This is a genomic window from Pseudomonas sp. B14(2017), assembly GCF_002113255.1.
GTDB classification, from domain to species: domain Bacteria; phylum Pseudomonadota; class Gammaproteobacteria; order Pseudomonadales; family Pseudomonadaceae; genus Aquipseudomonas; species Aquipseudomonas putida_Z.
The window spans coordinates 106,795-124,501 of sequence record NZ_NEJY01000012.1 but is presented as its reverse complement, the minus strand read 5'-3'; the positions used below and the strand labels follow the sequence as shown (position 1 = coordinate 124,501).

The following is a 17,707-nucleotide window of genomic DNA, read 5'->3' as shown; positions in this document are numbered from 1 at the left end:
TGCCCTCAGGCCCTGTGCAGTACCTGTGGGAGCGGGCAAGCCCGCGAAAGAGCCGGCACAGGCAAACCACAATGGGCGGATTCCCGCCAATGCCCCTGTACAAATCCCGCCACCGGGCGGAAATCCGCCAGCCTTCCTCAGGCAAGTCGCCCCGTCGTTGGGCGTTTATCCCTCGCAAATACAGCCTTTGCACCCTTGGTGGGCATTTTGGCACCACCCTTGCTATTGATCCTCGCAGAGGCCTGCCCAGGCAGCTCGAACACAACGACAAATCCCTCCAGGTGCAGGAGGGTTAGCGATTCAGGTGCCCCATCGCCCTGGGAAGGGTGAACCGGCACACTTGAGGAAAATTAGCCATGACGACACGTCAGCCGCTGTACAAATCCCTGTATGTCCAGGTGTTGGTCGCCATCACCATCGGCATCCTGCTCGGCCACTACTACCCGGAGACGGGCGTCGCCCTCAAACCCTTGGGTGACGGCTTCGTCAAACTGATCAAGATGGTCATCGCCCCGATCATCTTCTGTACCGTGGTCAGCGGCATCGCCGGCATGCAGAGCATGAAGTCGGTCGGCAAGACCGGCGGCTACGCGCTGCTGTACTTTGAAATCGTCTCCACCATCGCCCTGATCATCGGCCTCGTCGTGGTCAACGTGGTCAAGCCGGGCGCTGGCATGCACATCGACGTCAGCACCCTGAACGCCAGCAGCGTGGCTGCCTACGCCGCCGCCGGCGCGCAGCAGACCACTGTCGGCTTCCTGCTCAACGTCATCCCCAACACCGTGGTCGGCGCCTTCGCCAACGGCGACATCCTGCAAGTGCTGATGTTCTCCGTGCTGTTCGGCTTCGCCCTGCACCGCCTGGGCAGCTACGGCAAGCCGGTGCTGGACATGATCGACCGCTTCGCCCATGTCATGTTCAACATCATCAACATGATCATGAAGCTGGCCCCGGTCGGTGCCTTCGGTGCAATGGCCTTCACCATCGGCCAGTACGGCGTTGGCTCGCTGGTGCAACTGGGCTACCTGATGGCCTGCTTCTACATCACCTGCCTGCTGTTCGTGCTGGTGGTGCTGGGCGGTATCTGCCGCGCCCACGGTTTCAGTGTCCTCAAGCTGATCCGCTACATCCGTGAAGAACTGCTGATCGTGCTGGGTACTTCCTCCTCGGAATCGGCCCTGCCACGCATGCTGGCCAAGATGGAGCGCCTGGGTGCGAAGAAGTCGGTGGTTGGCCTGGTGATCCCGACCGGTTACTCGTTCAACCTCGATGGCACCTCGATCTACCTGACCATGGCTGCGGTGTTCATTGCCCAGGCCACTGACACCACCATGGACATCACGCACCAGATCACCTTGCTGCTGGTGCTGCTGGTGGCTTCCAAGGGTGCTGCCGGTGTTACCGGTTCGGGCTTCATCGTCCTGGCCGCCACCCTGTCGGCCGTTGGCCACCTGCCGGTTGCCGGCCTGGCGCTGATCCTCGGCATCGACCGCTTCATGTCCGAAGCCCGCGCCCTGACCAACCTGGTTGGCAATGCCGTTGCCACCGTGGTCGTGGCCAAGTGGGTGAAGGAAATGGACAACGACAAGCTGGCATCGGAGCTGGCCTCCGGTGGTGCGCCGCTGGTCGATACTCGTCCGACCGACGACCTGGGCGTAGCTGAAGGCCCGGCTCGCTGATCGCGGGATGGTGAAAAGAAAAAGGCGACCTCAGGGTCGCCTTTTTTGTGGGTGATTATTGTGCTTTCAGGCCCGGCCCTATCGCCGGCAAGCCAGCTCCCACAGGATCACCACAGGCCTGAGCATTGTGCGGTCCCTGTGGGAGCTGGCTTGCCGGCGATAGGGCCGGGCCTGTGATCCTCAATCTTTCACCACCTCCAGCACCCGGATCACGTCCGGTTGCGGGTAGTGCCAACGCACCTGCACATCCCAGAACTTCACCCCATACACCCGCTCGGCCGGCGGCACCTGGTAGGCCGGCCGTGGGTCCTGCGCCAGGCACTGCTCGATCAGCTCCACCAGTGGTTCACCCAGGCGCAGTGCATGTTCGCGGGCCTGGGGCAGGGCATTGTCGCCCCACTGCACGGCGATCGCGGCGGGCGCTTGGCTGGCCATCTGGTTGCTGGCGCCAGCGATGCTATCGGCGTACGGCACATACGGCTTGATGTCCAGCACCGGCGTACCGTCGAGCAGGTCGATGCCAGACAACAGCAGGCGCCCTGGCTCCACGCCTTCCAGGCGTACCACCGACTGGCCGATGCCATTGGGCCGGTGAGTGGCGCGGGTAGCGAACACCCCCATGCTCTTGTTGCCGCCCAGGCGCGGTGGCCGCACTTTCAGGCGGGGTTTGTCTTCCAGTGCCTGGTGGAACAGGAACAGCAGCCAGACATGGCTGACCTGCTCCAGCCCCTCGACCGCATCGCCCTGGTCGAACGGCGGCAGCAGCTCGAGCACGCCGCGTGCGGCGGGCGCCAGTTGCGGCTGGCGCGGGATGGCGAACTTCTCCTTGAAACAGGAGCGGATGATGCCGACCGGGGTAACCGTATGCTGCATGGCCAATCAGCCGCGCACGCGCAGGGTCAGGCCCTTGAGGAAGTTGCGCAGCAGCTGGTCGCCGCAAGGGCGGTAGTTGTCATGGCCGGCCTTGCGGAACAGCGCGCTGAGCTCGGGTTTGCTGACCGGGAAGTTGACCGACTTGAGGATCGCATGCAGGTCATCTTCCTTGAGCTCGAAGGCCACCCGCAGCTTCTTGAGGATGAGGTTGTTGGTTACCGGCAGCTCGATCGGCTGCGGCGGGCGGCTGTCATCCTTGCCGCGGCGGTGGATCACAAGGCCGTCGAGAAAGTGCGCCATGACCCGTTCCGGGCACCGCACGAAGCCTTCCTCGTCTTCCTTCTTCAGGTAGGTGGCCAGCACCAGGGGATGCACGTCGAGGCCGGATAGCCCGATGATTTCGGCCATCTTGGCGTCATTCACCTTGAGCATGTAGCGCAGGCTGCGCAGGACGTCGTTGTGGTTCATTGTTGCAGAATCCTGTTCAGGTGCCGCACCTGTGGCGCGGCGTATTGCTTAGAAACGTTCGGTAGTGGCCAGGTAGCGCCACTGGCCCAGGGGCAGCTTGCCCATCGACACGCCACCCAGGCGAATGCGGCGCATGCCTACCAGCTCCAGGCGCAGGTAGGCGCACAGCTCGGCGATCTGCCCTGGCTGCGGGTTTTTCAGGGCCATGCGCAGGTGGGTTTCGTTCTGCCAGCTGGCCTTGGCTTTAGGCAGCTCGCGGTCATTGCGGGTGGCACCGCGCGCCAGGCGTTCCAGCGCCTGGGGCGTGGTCTCGCCGCGCACTTCAACGATGAATTCCTGTTCCAGGCGGCGCAGGTCGGCGTCGATCTTGCGGGTTACCCGCCAGTCCTGGGTGAATACCTGCAGGCCGCTGGCACCGCGCTCCAGCGGCGCCACGCAGGCCTGCCGGGCAAAATGCCCGTGCAGTGCGCGCACGCCTTCGCGGTGGGCTTCGCTGAGGTTGCTCATGTTCATGCTGGCGCGGGCGGTTTCGCTGTCCACGCTGGCCGGCTGGTTCAGCAGCAGGGTTACCGGTTCCAGCGTTTCGGCACGGGCACCCGGCAGCAGTTCGACGCGTTGCTGCTCGACCTTGAACTGCGGTTGCTCGACCACCACGCCATCGACCGTGACCCAGCCGCCCTCGATATACAGCTCGGCCTCGCGGCGGGAGCAGCCAAGCTGCTCGATAAGGCGTTTGGACAGGCGGACGGGTTCGGACATGACGGCAATTCGCAAAGGCAGGGAAAGACCTGCATTGTACCTGCCCGCGCGGCAGAGGGGCTGGGAATCTGTGTCATTTACGCCGTTTTGCGCAGGCGCATGTGCAGCAGCGGGTAGGGTTGCCCCAGGCCGTCGGTTTCCGAACGGCCGATCACCTCGAAGCCCTCGTGCAGGTAGAAGCCCAAGGCTTGCGGGTTCTGTTCGTTGACGTCCAGGCGCTCGGCATTCAGTTCGTCGATCGCATAGTGCAGCAGGCGCTTGCCAACCCCTTTGCCACGGTACTTCGGTGCGACGAACAGCATGTCCACGCGCCCGTTGGCGACCCCGGCGAAGCCGCAGATGCGCTGGCGGTCCTTGCAGCAGATCAGCATCACTGCATCGAGGTAGCGACGCAGCACCTGGTCGCGCAGCAAGACGATGTAGCAATCCGGCAGGAAGTCGTGGGTGGCGCGTACCGAGTCCTCCCACACCTGTACCAGTTCGCCGTAGTCACTCAAGCGCGGGGTTTGCAGCGTCAGTACCGAATGCATGCCGGTGTTCCTCCATGACGATAAGGCAAACATAGCAGGGCAACCGCCGGTCGGCTTCCCGGTGCGCTGCTTGAACCTCGGGGTTTGGCGGTCTATTACTTTCCCGTGGGAAAAATTCCCACACAATGAAAGGCAAGAACCGAACACAGGATTCCCGGCTTGATTTGGCGTTTCTCATGGCGACGACCTGGAGACGAAATATGCAAATACATGTGCTGTTCAAAAAGGCGCTATTGGCGGTTGCCGTTGCTGGCGTGCTGTCGACTTCCATCGTTCTGATCCCAGACTCGATATCCAATGGCTCCAGCGCCTACGCCAAGGATGGTGGTGGTGGCGGTGGTGGTCACGGAGGTAGCGGTGGTGGCCATGGCGGTGGCGGCGGTGGTCACGGCGGTGGCGGCCATGGCGGTGAAGGCGGCGGCCACGGCGCTGGCGGGGATGGAGATGGCCATGCCGGCAACAGTGGGCGCGGCCATGACGGCTCCTCGAACTCTGGGCGCAGCGGCAACCACGCTGAAGCGGGTGATGATCATGGCAATCACGTTGGCGGTGAGCCTGGGGACGATCACGGCAATCACGTTGGCGGTGAGCCCGGTGACGATCATGGCAATCACGTTGGCGGTGAGCCCGGGGACGATCATGGCAATCATGTTGGCGGTGAGCCTGGCGATGACCACGGCAATCACGTTGGTGGTGAACCTGGTGATGATCGTGGCGACCATCTGGGTGGCGAACCGGGTGATGACCGCGGTGAGCATGCCGCAGGCGAACCGGGTGATGACAACAGCAGGAGCTGACTGGCTCTGAACGGTCTCATGCAGCGCCCACGGGGCGGGCCTGCATGAGGCCAGGTACGGATACACGGCAGCCCCACTCAACGCGAATGCAATGAGCGCCGACGACTATCCCTCATCTCGTCAGGGATATGGTCACAGTTGGTGTGGGATCTTTTCCCGCGTCGTATACTGGGTTCATCTGTCAAGGAATGCGCTCAATGCAATCGCCTACCATCCCCCCTTCGATGTTAAGTGCACTGCGGCGTGTCATGCGCCCTCTGGTGCGCCTGATGCTGCGCAAAGGGGTCACCTACACGATGTTCGCCGACCTGCTCAAGGAAGTGTTCGTCGACGTGGCCCATCGCGAGTTTCGCCTGGACGGTACAGCGCCGACCGACAGCCGCATCAGCTTGCTCACGGGCGTGCATCGCAAGGATGTCCGGCGTTTGCGCAGCGAGGGGGGCGTATCGCTCGCCGCGCTGCCGGGAAACATCACGTTAGGTGCACAGTTGGTCAATATGTGGACCACTGGCAAGCCGTTCTGCTCGGCGCCTGGCCAGGCGCTGCCGTTGCCGCGCCTGGCGAGCGTTGGCGGCGATTGTTCCTTCGATGCGCTGGTGGCGAAGATCAGCACCGACATCCGCGGGCGGGTGGTGCTGGATGAGTGGTTGCGCCTGGGTATCGTCCGGCTCGACGACCAGGACTGTGTTCACCTGGAGGCCCAGGCATTCGTGCCGCAGAAGGGCTTCGACGAAAAGGCCGCGTACTTTGGCCACAACCTGCATGACCATGCCTGCGCAGCAGTGCACAACCTGAGTGGGGACGGCCAGCCGTTCTTTGAACGCAGTGTGCACTACGACGCCTTGAGCCCGGCCAGCGTCGACCATCTGCGTGCGGCGGTGGACAAGGACGGCATGCAGATGCTGCTTGCCTTCAGTCGGCTCGCATCAGACCTGGAAGATGCCGATGTGCCCAGCGCCGAGCAACGTCAGCGCATCACGGTAGGGCTTTATTTCTACACTGAAACTACCGACCCCGATTTGTCGAAGACACCCGACCCATGACTTCCCTCGCGCGCTGCCTCAGTGTCGTCACACTGGTCCTGGGTTTCGGGCTGAACCTGGTGGCGCCTGCCGAGGTGGCCGCAGCACCGGTATGTGTCAGCCGTGACGAAGTGGGTATGGCGGGGGCGGCGGGCTTGCAGTTTCCGGGCGGTATTGGTGGTACCGGGGCCAGGACGGGCGGGGTCGGTGGTACCGGTGTACGCAGCGAAAACGGCGGAGTGGGTGGCACCGGTGCGCCGCTACCGCAGCGTCCAGGCGGCACGGGCGGGACCGGTGCGGTGGCCGACGGTGTGGACGGCACCTTCATCGATCACGGCGGGGTAGGCGGTACCGGCGCACCGATCCTGCGCCCGGGCGGTACCGGTGGCACGGGCATCGTCGGCACCATCACCGGGTTTGCCTCGATTTGCGTCAATGGCCTGGAAGTGCACTTTGGCAAGGACGTGCCGGTGAGTGAAAACGGTGCGCCTGCCAGTAGCGCTCACCTGGCAATCGGCCAGGTTGTCGCGGTGGAGGCATTTGCCGGCAAACGCGGCCTGCAAGCAGGGCGCATCTCGATCCTCAACGTTTACGAAGGGCCGCTGACGGCACTGCCCAATGCTTCGGCCCCCCTGCGGGTCATGGGCCAACCTGTGCGGCTTGCTGCAGGGGCGCGGGTGGCTGAAGGGCTGCGCCCGGGCGAGCCGGTCAGGGTCAGTGGGCTGCGCGATGCCAGGGGCGAAGTGGTAGCCAGCCGTATCGAACGGGCGCCGGGGCTCAGGGAAGCCAGTGCCATCGGTGCGGTTGAGCGTGCCGGCAGCCTCCAGGGGCTGAAGCTGGGAACCCGTGTGGCACCTGCGCGGGAAGTACTGGTACGTGGGCAGTGGACCGGACGCCAGCTGGAAGTGGCGCAAACCCGCCCAGACCCGAGCCTGCCTTTTGCTGGCCGTGTGCAGACGGCGGTGATCGAGGGGCTGGTACAGCGCAGCCACGCTCAACAACTGGTGGTGGCAGGCATCAAGGTGACGCTGGGGCAGGGCACCGTGATCGTCGGCAAGCAGCCCGCGGCATTGGCGCTCGATCAACGTGTGCGGGTGAGCGGGGTGTTCAATGGCAGGCACGAGCTGCGGGCAACCCGCGTGGAGTTCGATGACGACCGTGCCGACAACCCGGACAGAGGGCATTCGGGGCGTGGCAGCGAGCACGGCACCCGTGACGCTGAAGGTTCCAGCAATAGCGGGCATGGCGGACGCGATGCGACCAGTGATCGCATTGAAAGCAGCGATGACCACAGCGGGCACGGCGGTGCTGACGATTCCAGTGGTCGAGACAGTACTGAAAGCGTGGACAAGTCCGGAAAGTCGGAACATGTCGACACCGTGGAGCAACCCGAGAGCAGCAATAGTGGAAGCTCTGACCGGGTAGAGAAGGTCGAGCTTGAAAAGGTGGAAAAGATTGAAAAAGCAGAGAAGGTTGAAAAGGTAGAGAAAGTAGAAAAAGTCGAGAAGATCGAGAAAGCCGAGAAGCCCGAAAAGGTCGAGAAGATCGAAAAGCCTGAGAAAGTCGAGAAGGTAGAAAAAGTAGAGAAGGTCGAGAAAGTAGAGAAGGTTGAAAAGGTCGAAAGGCCCGAGACAGTAGAGAAAGTCGAAAAAGTGGAGCATCCAGAGCGATCCGGGCATTAGGCAACTAGGCTGGGTAAGTGCGATCACCCTTCCCGTCCGGGATACCGAGGTGCAGATGAGACCCACGCTCCCTCTTTTCGCTTGCTTGCTGTCATGCGCCAGCGCGTCGGTCCTGGGCGATACCTTCAGCGCCGCCATAGGCATGGACTATTCAAGTGGCGACTATGGCACGGGTACAACCTCGGAAATCTGGTACGTCCCCGTGGTCGGCAAGTATGAAACCGGCCCAATGACCTACAAGGTCACCGTGCCCTGGCTGCGCATCACCAACCCTGAAGTGGGCCCGAATGGTGACCCCTTGCCCGGTGGCTGCCGGGATGTGGAAAGCGGGCTGGGGGACACGGTTGCCAGCGCCGGTTATGCCCTGCTCGATGGCAGTGACGGCGGCCTGATGCTGGACCTGATCGGCAAGGTCAAATTCCCCACTGCCGATGAAGACCAGTGCCTGGGCACCGGTGAGTATGACTACACCGGCCAGGTCGACATCGCCAAGGCCTTTGGCCCGGTGACCGGCTTCGCGACCCTGGGCTGGAAGAAGTTCGGCGACCCGCCCGACAGCGATTTCGATGACCCGATATTTGCCAGTCTCGGCTTCGCCATGCCCGTGGCTGCAGGCACTTCGGCGGGCGCCTCCTACGACTGGCGGCAGAAAGTCGTCTCGACGGGCGCGCAGATCAAGGAACTTACCCTGTTCCTGACACACAAGCTCAACCAGCAGTGGAAAGTGCAACTCTATGCAGTCAAAGGCTTCTCGGATGCCAGCCCGGATGCAGAGGGCGGCCTGATGCTTTTTCACGCGTTCTGACGAAAAAGCCCCAGACCCGGTAATGCCTGTCAGATAGCGTCAATGGGCCGCGAAGCGGCCCCAAATTACATAACTGCCAGGCATTATGTTCCAGCGCGATTAAATGGGTTCAGCCCACATGTCGTATTCGTCGGCATCCACCACGCGGCAACGCACCTTGTCACCCGGCTTGAAGCCGTGGTCGCCATCGATGAACACGCTGCCGTCGATTTCCGGGGCATCGAAGAAGCTGCGGCCAACCGAACCTTGCTCTTCCACTTCATCGATCAGCACGTCGATTTCCTTGCCGATGCGCAGTTGCAGGCGGGCGGCGCTGATGGCCTGCTGGTGGGCCATGAAGCGGTCCCAGCGGTCCTGCTTGACGTCGTCCGGCACTTCTTCCAGGCCCAGGTCGTTGGCCGGGGCGCCTTCCACCGGCGAGTACTGGAAGCAGCCCACGCGGTCCAGCTGGGCTTCGGTCAGCCAGTCCAGCAGGTACTGGAAGTCTTCCTCGGTCTCGCCCGGGAAGCCGACGATGAAGGTGGAGCGAATCACCAGCTCCGGGCACTGCTCGCGCCAGTTCTTGATACGTGCCAGGGTGCGGTCTTCGAAGGCCGGGCGCTTCATGGCCTTGAGCACTTTCGGGCTGGCGTGCTGGAACGGGATGTCCAGGTACGGCAGGATCTTGCCGGCGGCCATCAGCGGGATCACGTCGTCGACGTTCGGGTACGGGTACACGTAGTGCAGGCGTACCCAGGCACCCAGGCTGCTCAGGGCTTCGCACAGCTCGAGCATGCGGGTCTTGACCGGGCGGCCGTTCCAGAAGTCGGTCTTGTACTTGACGTCGACGCCGTAGGCGCTGGTGTCCTGGGAAATCACCAGGATCTCCTTGACCCCGGCCTTGACCAGGCGCTCGGCCTCGCTCAGCACTTCGCCGACCGGGCGGCTGACCAGCTTGCCGCGCATCGACGGGATGATGCAGAAGCTGCAGCTGTGGTTGCAGCCTTCGGAAATCTTCAGGTACGCATAGTGGCGCGGGGTCAGCTTGACGCCCTGCGGCGGTACCAGGTCGATCAGCGGGTTGTGGTCCTGGCGTGGCGGCACTACTTCGTGCACGGCGTTGACCACCTGCTCGTACTGCTGCGGGCCGGTGACCGACAGCACGCTCGGGTGCACGTCACGGATGCTGCCTTCCTCGACACCCATGCAGCCGGTGACGATGACCTTGCCGTTTTCCTTGATCGCTTCGCCGATCACTTCCAGCGACTCGGCCTTGGCGCTGTCGATGAAGCCGCAGGTGTTGACCACCACCACGTCGGCGTCCTCGTAGGTGGGCACGACTTCATAGCCTTCCATGCGCAGCTGGGTCAGGATGCGCTCGGAATCGACCAGGGCTTTTGGGCAACCCAGGCTTACGAAACCTACCTTGGGGGTGGCGGGCGTGGTGGACATGACTAACCTCGGTATTGAATGCAGGTCGCCCGACCGGAATCGGGGGCGATCTTGACGGGCGCTTTTGGCGCCTCTGATCAAAAAGTGCGCAATTCTAGCGAGCGCAGGGTCGCTTGACCAGCAGAAATGCGACGAACGCTGCGCTATGCCAGCCAACCGTAAGCTGCTTGCTCGGCAAAACCTCGAAACACAGCCTGGCAATGGTTCCCCTTGAATCAATAGACCCCGCCCGTCACCCTCGTCTGCGCCGATGAAACCTTTTCTTGAACTTATTCGATTCTTATAGTTTTCTTATAAGACTGGCGTGGAAATGAATACGATCAACTGGTCACGCAAAGCTGTGAAGCAACTCAGGAAAATCGACAGGATTGATCAGTCGAAGGTCTACGATGCTGTTCAGGCATTGATGCACATGCCGCACGTTCAAAACATCAGGGCGCTGGTCAATCACCATTACGGTTACCGTCTCAGGGTGGGTAACTACCGGATACTTTTCGACTGGGACGGTAGCGTCAAAATTGTCAGCATCGAGGAGGTCAAGAAGCGCGATGAACACACCTACTAACGTACAGATCATCAATGATGCTGACGGGCGTCCTGCCTTCGTCGTGCTGCCGTATGCCGATTATATCGCCAGCCATCCACAACCGGACCTGGTACCCAATGAAGTCGTTGGCTATATGGTGAAGGACGGTATGACCGCCATTGCTGCCTGGCGCAGGCATCTGGACCTGACTCAGGCTGAAGTTGCCCAGCGCCTGGGCGTCTCGCAGTCGGCGTATGCCCAGCAGGAAGCTGCCGAGCGCCCACGCAAGGCCACTCGCGAAAAGATTGCTGCAGCGTTGGGCATACCCATGCAGTCTCTGGACCTCTAGTTGTAACCGCCAGGTGGCCCCGCCAGAGACGCACCAGCAGAAAATCCACAAACGCTGCGCTATGCTTCGCGCCATTGTGTCGGGGGTATCAGTATCACCTGGCGCATGGGGAATTCTACTGGCCTTGCAAGGCCGTCTGCGGGAGTGGTCGATGGTTCAGGCAAGCAGTCACGCCGAGGGCGGGCACGAGGGGAAGCAGGGCGCGACGCGGTCGCTGAGCCTGCTCGTGGCGGCGGTCGGGGTGGTTTATGGCGATATCGGTACCAGCCCGTTGTATACCCTCAAGGAAGTCTTCAGCGGGGGGTACGGAGTGCCGGTCAACCATGACGGCGTGCTGGGGATCCTGTCGCTGATCCTGTGGTCGCTGCTGTGGGTGGTGTCGTTCAAGTACGTGATGTTCATCCTGCGCGCCGACAACCAGGGCGAGGGTGGCACCATGGCACTGACTGCACTGGCGCGGCGGGCCACGGCGGCCTACCCGAGGTTGCGTACGCTGATGGTGGTGTGCGGGTTGATCGGCGCTTCGCTGTTCTATGGCGACAGCATGATCACCCCGGCGGTGTCGGTGCTGTCGGCGGTCGAGGGCATGGGGCTGGCCTTCGAAGGCATCGATCACTGGGTGGTGCCGATTTCGCTGGTGGTGCTGGTGGCGCTGTTCCTGGTGCAGAAGCACGGCACCGAGAAGATCGGCAAGCTGTTCGGCCCGATCATGGTCACCTGGTTCGTGGCGCTGGGCGCGCTGGGAGTGCATGGCATCTCGCAGAGCCCGGAAGTGCTCAAGGCATTCAACCCGGCCTGGGCGGTGAACTTCTTCGTGGTTCACCCCGGCATGGGCGTGGCCATCCTTGGCGCGGTGGTGCTGGCGCTGACCGGTGCCGAGGCGCTGTACGCCGACATGGGCCACTTTGGCCGCAAGCCGATCGCCCGCGCCTGGTTCGTCCTGGTGCTGCCGGCGCTGGTGCTCAACTACTTTGGCCAGGGCGCGATACTGCTGCAGAACCCTGAGGCGGCACGTAACCCCTTCTACCTGCTGGCGCCGGGCTGGGCACTGCTGCCGCTGGTCGGGTTGGCCACCATGGCTACGGTGATCGCCTCGCAGGCGGTGATCTCGGGGGCCTTCTCCCTGACCCGCCAGGCCATCCAGCTGGGCTACATTCCACGCATGCAGATCCAGCACACCTCCAGCGACGAGCAGGGGCAGATCTACATCGGTGCGGTGAACTGGGCGCTGATGGTTGGCGTGGTGCTGCTGGTGATCGGCTTCGGGTCGTCCGGCGCCCTGGCGGCGGCCTACGGCGTGGCGGTGACCGGTACCATGCTGATGACCACGCTCCTGGTCTCGGCGGTGATGTTGCTGCTGTGGAAGTGGCCACCGGTGCTGGCGGTGCCGATCCTGCTGGGTTTCCTGTTTGTGGATGGGCTGTTCTTTGCCGCCAACGTGCCGAAGATCATCCAGGGCGGGGCCTTCCCGGTCCTGGCCGGCGCTGTGCTGTTCCTGTTGATGAGCACCTGGAAGCGCGGCAAGCAGATCCTGATGGAGCGTATCGACGAAGGCGCGCTGCCGCTGCAGCTGTTCATCAGCAGTATCCGCATTCAGCCGCCGCACCGGGTCGAAGGCACGGCGGTGTTTCTCACGGCGCGCTCCGATGCGGTACCCCATGCGCTGTTGCACAACATGCTGCATAACCAGGTGCTGCACAACCAGGTGGTGCTGCTGACAGTGGTCAGCGAGGACCGGCCACGGGTGCCGGAGCAGGAGCGCTTTGAAGTGGAGGCCTATGGCGACGGGTTCTTCCGCGTGTTGCTGCACTTCGGCTTCATGGACGAACCGGACGTGCCGGCGGCGTTGAAGCTGTGCCACCTGGAAGACCTGGATTTCAGCCCGATGCGCACCACCTTCTTCCTCAGCCGCGAGACCGTGATCGCCTCACGGCTGGAGGGAATGTCGCGCTGGCGGGGCAACCTGTTCGCGTTCCTGCTGAAGAATGCCAACGGCAACTTGCGCTTTTTCAACCTGCCGCTGAACCGGGTGATCGAGCTGGGGACCCAGGTCGAGATCTGAGGGGCAACACAGATTTCAAGGCAGTACCCGTCCCATGTGGGAGCGGGCATGCCCGCGAACACCGGCGAAGCCGGTGCCCTACACCGAGTTGCCGGCTTCGCGGGCACGCCCGCTCCCACATGGAGCGCATAGCTTTCAAAGCTTGCGCTGTACCTGTGGGAGCGGGTTCACCCGCGAATGGGCCGCAAGGTCTTATCAGTTCTGCTCTGCCACGCTGGATTTGCCCTGGCGCGTCTCGATCTCGCCGATCAAGCGCTTGGCCAGTGCCGGGTAGTTTTCGTCGAAGTGGTGCCCCCCCGGCAGCTTCAGGCGTTCACCCACCGCAGTCTTGTCGGTGCAACCGCTCTCGTCGGTTTCTTCCACACCATACACGCACACCACCTTGGAGGCCGGCAGCCTGGCCATTTCCGGCCCGGTTGGCGCTTCCTGGCCTTCCTTGCCCAGCCAGCCCTCGACTTCGATCTCGAAGCTGCCGCTGCGGGCAAAGGCCAGCAGCATTACCGCGTCGATACGCTGCTGGTCCTCGGCCGGCAGGCGGTTGTAGATCGCCGGCAGCACGTCGGCACCGAACGAATAACCGGTCAGCACGAAGCGCTTGGTGCCCCATTTCTGCCGGTAGTGCTGCATCAGCTCGGACAGGTCGGCGGCGCTTTGTTCCGGGGTCTTGTGCTGCCAGTAGTAGCGCAGCGTATCGATGCCGACCACCGGGTAGCCAAGCTTGGCCATTTCCCCGGCCACGTCGCGGTCCAGGTCCCGCCAGCCGCCATCACCGGAAAGGAACAGGGTGACCGTGTCGGTGGTCTGCCCGGCTGGCACCTCGACCACCGGGATGGCCAGGGCGTTGCCGTCGTGGCCGACCAGGGCCTGGGTCAGCTGGGCCTTGAGCACTTGTGGCAGGTGAATGTCGTAGTCGCTGATGCTGGTTTCGGCATTGGCCTGGTCGCGCACGAAGGCGGCGCTGGCGTCATCCGGGTTGTCGTTCCAGGCGACGTTCCAGTGGCCGTGGGCGGCCGACTTCGGCAGCGCTGCCTGGCAGCCGGGCTGTTCCAGGCTGAAGTCAACGGAAATCGCCCGCGCCTTGTCGTTGTTCTGGCTGGCCAGCCAGCGCCAGGCCTGAGAGGCGCCAGGGCCGATACCGGCGACCAGGGTCGGTTTCTCCGGCAGCTGGCCCATGGCCTGGTCCAAGGCCTGTTGCTGCTTGCTGCAGTCATTGGGCGGCAGGATCACCTGCACCAGTTGCGCTTCGCCGGCCTGGGCCAGGTCCAGCAGCTGCCTGTCGGTCAGCGCCTGGTCCTGGGGTACACCGATGGCCACTCGGGCCTTGGGGTGCACGCCTGGGGTCACACGGGTGAAGCGGGTGTCATTGATGCTCAGTTGTTCCAGGCGTGCCTCGGGGGCAGGGCGGGTCCATAGCCAGAACGCCAGCGCGCCTCCCAGGGCGGCCAACAGCAGGGGAACCAGCAGGTACAGCCAAAAGCGTCGGGTCATCAACGTTTCACCAATCCAGTCAGGCCGCCTGCGATCAGGGCGGCGGTGTCGGCCAGTGCCACCAGCGGGTCGAGCCCGGCCGGCACGGCCATGTAGCGGGGTTCCCAGTCCGGTTGGAACTTGTCCTTGAAGCGTCGAAGCCCCTGGAAGTTGTACAGCTGCTCGCCACGGCGGAACACCATCGAGCCCAGGCGCTGGGTCAAGGGCGCCCCACGCCGCGGCTGCAGGCCGGAAAGCGGCACCATGCCCAGGCTGAAGCGGGCGTAGTCATGGCTTTTGTAGTGCAAGATCAGGCCGATCATCATGAATTCCATGGTCAGCTTCGGGGCCTCGGGGTGTGCACGCATAAGGTCGAGGCTGGCCAGTTCGTTGCCATGGGTTTCCAGCAGGTTGGCGAAAGCCACCGGGCGGCCCTGGAAGCGGATCAGGGCAATGCGAAAATGCTGCAAGTATTCAGGGCTGAAGCGCCCCAGCGAGAAGCCTTTCTCGCGCACGTTCTTGCCGCCAAGCCAGGCGTCGGAAATTTCCTTCAGCTCTGCCAGCGGGGCATGCCCGGGTTCGTGGATTTCCAGGCTCAAACCGTCACGGCCGCCACGGTTCCAGGTGTAGCGCAGGTCCTTCATCTCCTTGCCCTTGGCTTCGAGGTCGAAGCGGCGCAAGTCGACCCGGGCTTCTTCGCCCAGCTTCAGCGCGGTCAGGCCGATGTCCATGTAGAACGGCAGGTTCTCGGCGCGCACCTGATAGAACACCGGGCGGGCATGGTGCAGGTCGCACAGGTCGCGGAATTGCCAGATCATCTCGGCGCGCTCCTGGGCCGGGCCGATCGGGTCGTACAAGGCCACCAGGCTGCGGCCGCGACGGGCGTACATGAGGAAGGCGTTGTCGCGAGGGTGGAACAGCAGCGCCTTGTCGCCGGTCAGGGCCAGGCCGCCATCGGGCTGGTCGGAGGCCAGCAGAATGCGGTTGGCACGCAGCAGCTCTTCTTCGTCAGGCAGGTGGATCACCGGTGGTGCGGTGCGCAGCAGCCAGGTCAGGGCCACGGCCGCCAGCAGCACTGCGCTGCCCATGGCGGCGCGCAGGCCACGCGGGGCATCGGCATCGAGGGTGAACTGCCACCACAGCTGATGGCTGTAGGGCACATCCTGGTAGGCGAACAGCAACAACCACACCGATGCGCCGACCACACAGGCGCTGGCCACCAGAAACACCGGCGAGAATGGCAACTCGAGCAAACGGCTGGGGCGGTAGAAGGAACGGCGGAACAAGGCGAGCAGGGCGGCAGTGAGGGTCAGCAGGCAGGCCTCTTCCCAATCGAAGCCCTTGAGCAGCGACAGCAGGGCGCCGACCAGCAACAGCACGGTGGTCAGCAGCCAGGCGGCGGAAAGGCGCCGGCGCAGGCCCTGGGCCAGCAGCAGGCACAGCACGCCGATCAGGCTGGCGCCGAAGTGCGAGGCGTCGATCAGGCGGTGCGGTACCAGGAAACCCATGTGCTCCAGGCGGGTGTCGATCTCGGGCGTGGCCCCGGAGAACAGCAGCACCACCCCGGACAGGAACACCAGGATCGACAGGATCGGCGCGGCCAGCCCGGAAGCGGCCTTGATAGCCTGTTGCGCGAACAGCAGGCGCCGGGCCTCGTTGGCCAGCAGCAGCACGCAGGCCAGCAGCAGCGGCAGCACCACGTAGATCAGCCTATACAGCAGCAGGGCCGCGGCCAGCGGCGCGGCGCCGAGTTGGTCGGCAAAAGCTGCCAGCAGGATCGCTTCGAATACCCCGACGCCGCCCGGTACGTGGCTGAGCACACCTGCGGCCAAGGCCAGCAGGTACACCAGCACAAAGGCACCGAACGGCGGTGCTTCGGGCAGCAGCAGGTACAGCACGGTGGCAGCAGCGGCAACATCCAGTGCGGTGATCAGCAATTGCAGGGCTGCCAGGCGTGCGCCAGGCAGGCGCAGTGTGCGGCGGCCCAGTTGTACCAGCAGGCTGTTGGCCAGTGGTTGCTCAGCCAGGCGCCGACGGTACAAGCCGAACACTAGCACGCTGCATACCAGCAGCACGGCTATTGCGACACCCGCCAGCAAGCCAGGCGCCAAACCCAGTGCGGCAGACGCCGCCGGCAGGTCGCTCAAGGTCGCCAAGGCGGCCAGGGGCGGCAGCGCGCAGCCCAGTGACAGGCTGGCAAAAACGGTCATCCGTGCAACTTCACCTGCGCCAACCCCCTGGCGTGCATACAGGCGGTAGCGCACCGAACCGCCCGAAAGCATCGACAGGCCGATGGCGTTGCCGATGGCAAAGGCGCTGAAACCGCCCAGCGCCAGGCTGCTCGCCGGCAGCTTCACGCCGGCATAGCGGCTGGCAGACCACTCGTAGCCCAGCAGGACAACGAAACCGAGCACGGTAGCCAGCAAGGCGCCAAGTAACGACTGGGGCGGGACGCTGAGCATGGCATCGTGCAAGGCATAGATGTCCAATTCGCTCAACAGGTGGCGGCAGGCGATCAAGGCCATGGTGAACAACACCAGGGTCACTACCAGGCCGATGGGCTGGCGGTAGCGGCTCAAGCGTTCGAGCAAGGGCAGGCGTTGCACCGCGCCGGGTAGCGCCGAGGCAAGCGGCACCGGGGGTTCGGGGTTGTGCGAAGTCATGGATTGCCCCGGGCTTGCAGCGCGAGGTGAGGGAAAGGTGTGGCCAAGTGAGAGTCCCTTAGGAAAACGTATCCAATGTTACTCCGGCCTCAAGCGCTTTCAGCGGCCTGGCAGGGTTAAAGATAGTTCATCCTGGGCACGACCTCTCAAGCCTGCGGGTTGGCTGGAGGGCGGGGGAATTGGGGGCGACGAAAAGCAGGAGGGGAAAAGCAACAAACCCCGCGCTGCTGTTACACAGGCGGGGTTTGTTCTGACGAATATGGTTGCGGGAGCCGGATTTGAACCGACGACCTTCGGGTTATGAGCCCGACGAGCTACCAGGCTGCTCCATCCCGCGTCAGTGGGGCGCATTCTACAGCTTTCAGAATGGGTGTCAAGCGCTAGTCATTGATTTTTTTGAAATTTCTTTCAACGCATTATTTGACGCAAAAGAAAAAGGCCACTGTGTGAACAGTGGCCTTTTCTCGAATCTGGTTGCGGGAGCCGGATTTGAACCGACGACCTTCGGGTTATGAGCCCGACGAGCTACCAGGCTGCTCCATCCCGCGCCTGTGAGATCGAATTCTACGGATTTACCCGTGGGTGTCAAGCTTT

General features: G+C 63.3%; 15 protein-coding genes and 2 tRNA genes. 8 read left to right on the top strand and 9 right to left on the bottom strand.

Annotated features, from left to right (window positions below; translation table 11 throughout):
* The first annotated feature begins 356 nt into the window (after positions 1-356).
* Positions 357-1,679 carry a dicarboxylate/amino acid:cation symporter gene (locus CAG34_RS14325; protein WP_025340279.1) on the top strand — a complete coding sequence of 441 codons (1,323 nt, stop codon included), beginning with the start codon at positions 357-359 and terminating at the stop codon, positions 1,677-1,679.
* A gap of 180 nt (positions 1,680-1,859) precedes the next feature.
* Here CAG34_RS14325 and tsaA read toward each other — a convergent pair whose 3' ends face one another.
* The 4 genes from tsaA to CAG34_RS14305 all read right to left on the bottom strand — a co-directional run bounded on the left by tsaA (position 1,860) and on the right by CAG34_RS14305 (position 4,309).
* Positions 1,860-2,552 carry a tRNA (N6-threonylcarbamoyladenosine(37)-N6)-methyltransferase TrmO gene (gene tsaA, locus CAG34_RS14320; protein ID WP_085590707.1) on the bottom strand — a complete coding sequence of 231 codons (693 nt, stop codon included), beginning with the start codon at positions 2,550-2,552 and terminating at the stop codon, positions 1,860-1,862.
* Between the two features lie 6 nt (positions 2,553-2,558).
* Complete coding sequence (locus tag CAG34_RS14315) at positions 2,559-3,020, bottom strand: DUF1456 family protein (protein ID WP_013973832.1); 462 nt, start codon at positions 3,018-3,020, stop codon at positions 2,559-2,561.
* A 48-nt stretch (positions 3,021-3,068) separates the two neighbouring features.
* Positions 3,069-3,779, bottom strand: a complete 711-nt coding sequence (locus CAG34_RS14310) for an rRNA pseudouridine synthase (protein ID WP_013973831.1) — start codon at positions 3,777-3,779, stop codon at positions 3,069-3,071.
* 77 nt (positions 3,780-3,856) lie between these two features.
* Positions 3,857-4,309 carry a GNAT family N-acetyltransferase gene (locus CAG34_RS14305; protein WP_025340277.1) on the bottom strand — a complete coding sequence of 151 codons (453 nt, stop codon included), beginning with the start codon at positions 4,307-4,309 and terminating at the stop codon, positions 3,857-3,859.
* 200 nt (positions 4,310-4,509) lie between these two features.
* Here CAG34_RS14305 and CAG34_RS29215 point away from each other — a divergent pair, with 200 nt between their 5' ends.
* The 4 genes from CAG34_RS29215 (at position 4,510) to CAG34_RS14285 (ending at position 8,615) form a co-directional block, all read left to right on the top strand.
* Positions 4,510-5,106 (top strand): hypothetical protein, encoded by a 597-nt coding sequence (locus CAG34_RS29215; RefSeq protein WP_085590705.1) that lies wholly within the window; start codon positions 4,510-4,512, stop codon positions 5,104-5,106.
* Positions 5,107-5,303: 197 nt separating this feature from the next.
* Positions 5,304-6,149, top strand: coding sequence for a DUF6502 family protein (locus CAG34_RS14295; protein ID WP_025340275.1), 846 nt, complete (start codon positions 5,304-5,306; stop codon positions 6,147-6,149).
* Positions 6,146-7,810 (top strand): DUF5666 domain-containing protein, encoded by a 1,665-nt coding sequence (locus tag CAG34_RS14290; protein ID WP_085590703.1) that lies wholly within the window; start codon positions 6,146-6,148, stop codon positions 7,808-7,810. The genes CAG34_RS14295 and CAG34_RS14290 overlap by 4 nt, the downstream gene beginning before the upstream one ends.
* Positions 7,811-7,865: 55 nt before the next feature.
* Positions 7,866-8,615, top strand: coding sequence for a hypothetical protein (locus CAG34_RS14285; RefSeq protein ID WP_024087593.1), 750 nt, complete (start codon positions 7,866-7,868; stop codon positions 8,613-8,615).
* Between the two features lie 99 nt (positions 8,616-8,714).
* Here CAG34_RS14285 and rimO read toward each other — a convergent pair whose 3' ends face one another.
* Positions 8,715-10,046: a 30S ribosomal protein S12 methylthiotransferase RimO gene (rimO, locus tag CAG34_RS14280; protein WP_013973825.1), complete on the bottom strand. Its 1,332-nt coding sequence runs from the start codon at positions 10,044-10,046 to the stop codon at positions 8,715-8,717.
* Between the two features lie 310 nt (positions 10,047-10,356).
* Between rimO and CAG34_RS14275 the strand changes: the two genes are divergently transcribed.
* The 3 genes from CAG34_RS14275 to CAG34_RS14265 all read left to right on the top strand — a co-directional run bounded on the left by CAG34_RS14275 (position 10,357) and on the right by CAG34_RS14265 (position 12,983).
* A complete protein-coding gene (locus CAG34_RS14275; protein ID WP_075046069.1) occupies positions 10,357-10,611 on the top strand; it encodes a type II toxin-antitoxin system RelE/ParE family toxin in 255 nt (84 codons plus the stop codon).
* Positions 10,595-10,921 carry a helix-turn-helix transcriptional regulator gene (locus tag CAG34_RS14270; protein WP_085590701.1) on the top strand — a complete coding sequence of 109 codons (327 nt, stop codon included), beginning with the start codon at positions 10,595-10,597 and terminating at the stop codon, positions 10,919-10,921. Before CAG34_RS14275 ends, CAG34_RS14270 begins: the two co-directional genes overlap by 17 nt.
* A gap of 151 nt (positions 10,922-11,072) precedes the next feature.
* Positions 11,073-12,983, top strand: a complete 1,911-nt coding sequence (locus CAG34_RS14265; protein ID WP_085590699.1) for a potassium transporter Kup — start codon at positions 11,073-11,075, stop codon at positions 12,981-12,983.
* Between the two features lie 195 nt (positions 12,984-13,178).
* Here the strand turns inward: CAG34_RS14265 and CAG34_RS14260 are convergent, their stop codons facing one another.
* The 4 genes from CAG34_RS14260 to CAG34_RS14245 form a co-directional block, all read right to left on the bottom strand.
* Positions 13,179-14,471 carry a virulence factor family protein gene (locus CAG34_RS14260; RefSeq protein WP_085590697.1) on the bottom strand — a complete coding sequence of 431 codons (1,293 nt, stop codon included), beginning with the start codon at positions 14,469-14,471 and terminating at the stop codon, positions 13,179-13,181.
* On the bottom strand, positions 14,471-17,113 hold the full coding sequence (gene mprF, locus CAG34_RS14255; RefSeq protein ID WP_085590694.1) for a bifunctional lysylphosphatidylglycerol flippase/synthetase MprF: 2,643 nt from the start codon (positions 17,111-17,113) through the stop codon (positions 14,471-14,473). The genes CAG34_RS14260 and mprF overlap by 1 nt, the downstream gene beginning before the upstream one ends.
* 260 nt (positions 17,114-17,373) lie before the next feature.
* Positions 17,374-17,450, bottom strand: a tRNA-Met gene (locus CAG34_RS14250).
* Positions 17,451-17,584: 134 nt separating this feature from the next.
* Positions 17,585-17,661, bottom strand: a tRNA-Met gene (locus tag CAG34_RS14245).
* Positions 17,662-17,707 lie beyond the last annotated feature (46 nt).

Coding starts and splice junctions, on each gene's coding strand:
- CAG34_RS14295 (WP_025340275.1), top strand. CDS start 5,304: ATGCAATCGCCTACCATCCCCCCTTCGATGTTAAGTGCACTGCGGCGT.
- CAG34_RS14310 (WP_013973831.1), bottom strand. CDS start 3,779: ATGTCCGAACCCGTCCGCCTGTCCAAACGCCTTATCGAGCAGCTTGGC.
- CAG34_RS14315 (WP_013973832.1), bottom strand. CDS start 3,020: ATGAACCACAACGACGTCCTGCGCAGCCTGCGCTACATGCTCAAGGTG.
- CAG34_RS14305 (WP_025340277.1), bottom strand. CDS start 4,309: ATGCATTCGGTACTGACGCTGCAAACCCCGCGCTTGAGTGACTACGGC.
- rimO (WP_013973825.1), bottom strand. CDS start 10,046: ATGTCCACCACGCCCGCCACCCCCAAGGTAGGTTTCGTAAGCCTGGGT.
- CAG34_RS14325 (WP_025340279.1), top strand. CDS start 357: ATGACGACACGTCAGCCGCTGTACAAATCCCTGTATGTCCAGGTGTTG.
- CAG34_RS14270 (WP_085590701.1), top strand. CDS start 10,595: ATGAACACACCTACTAACGTACAGATCATCAATGATGCTGACGGGCGT.
- CAG34_RS14260 (WP_085590697.1), bottom strand. CDS start 14,471: ATGACCCGACGCTTTTGGCTGTACCTGCTGGTTCCCCTGCTGTTGGCC.
- mprF (WP_085590694.1), bottom strand. CDS start 17,113: ATGACTTCGCACAACCCCGAACCCCCGGTGCCGCTTGCCTCGGCGCTA.
- CAG34_RS14285 (WP_024087593.1), top strand. CDS start 7,866: ATGAGACCCACGCTCCCTCTTTTCGCTTGCTTGCTGTCATGCGCCAGC.
- CAG34_RS14265 (WP_085590699.1), top strand. CDS start 11,073: ATGGTTCAGGCAAGCAGTCACGCCGAGGGCGGGCACGAGGGGAAGCAG.
- CAG34_RS29215 (WP_085590705.1), top strand. CDS start 4,510: ATGCAAATACATGTGCTGTTCAAAAAGGCGCTATTGGCGGTTGCCGTT.
- tsaA (WP_085590707.1), bottom strand. CDS start 2,552: ATGCAGCATACGGTTACCCCGGTCGGCATCATCCGCTCCTGTTTCAAG.
- CAG34_RS14290 (WP_085590703.1), top strand. CDS start 6,146: ATGACTTCCCTCGCGCGCTGCCTCAGTGTCGTCACACTGGTCCTGGGT.
- CAG34_RS14275 (WP_075046069.1), top strand. CDS start 10,357: ATGAATACGATCAACTGGTCACGCAAAGCTGTGAAGCAACTCAGGAAA.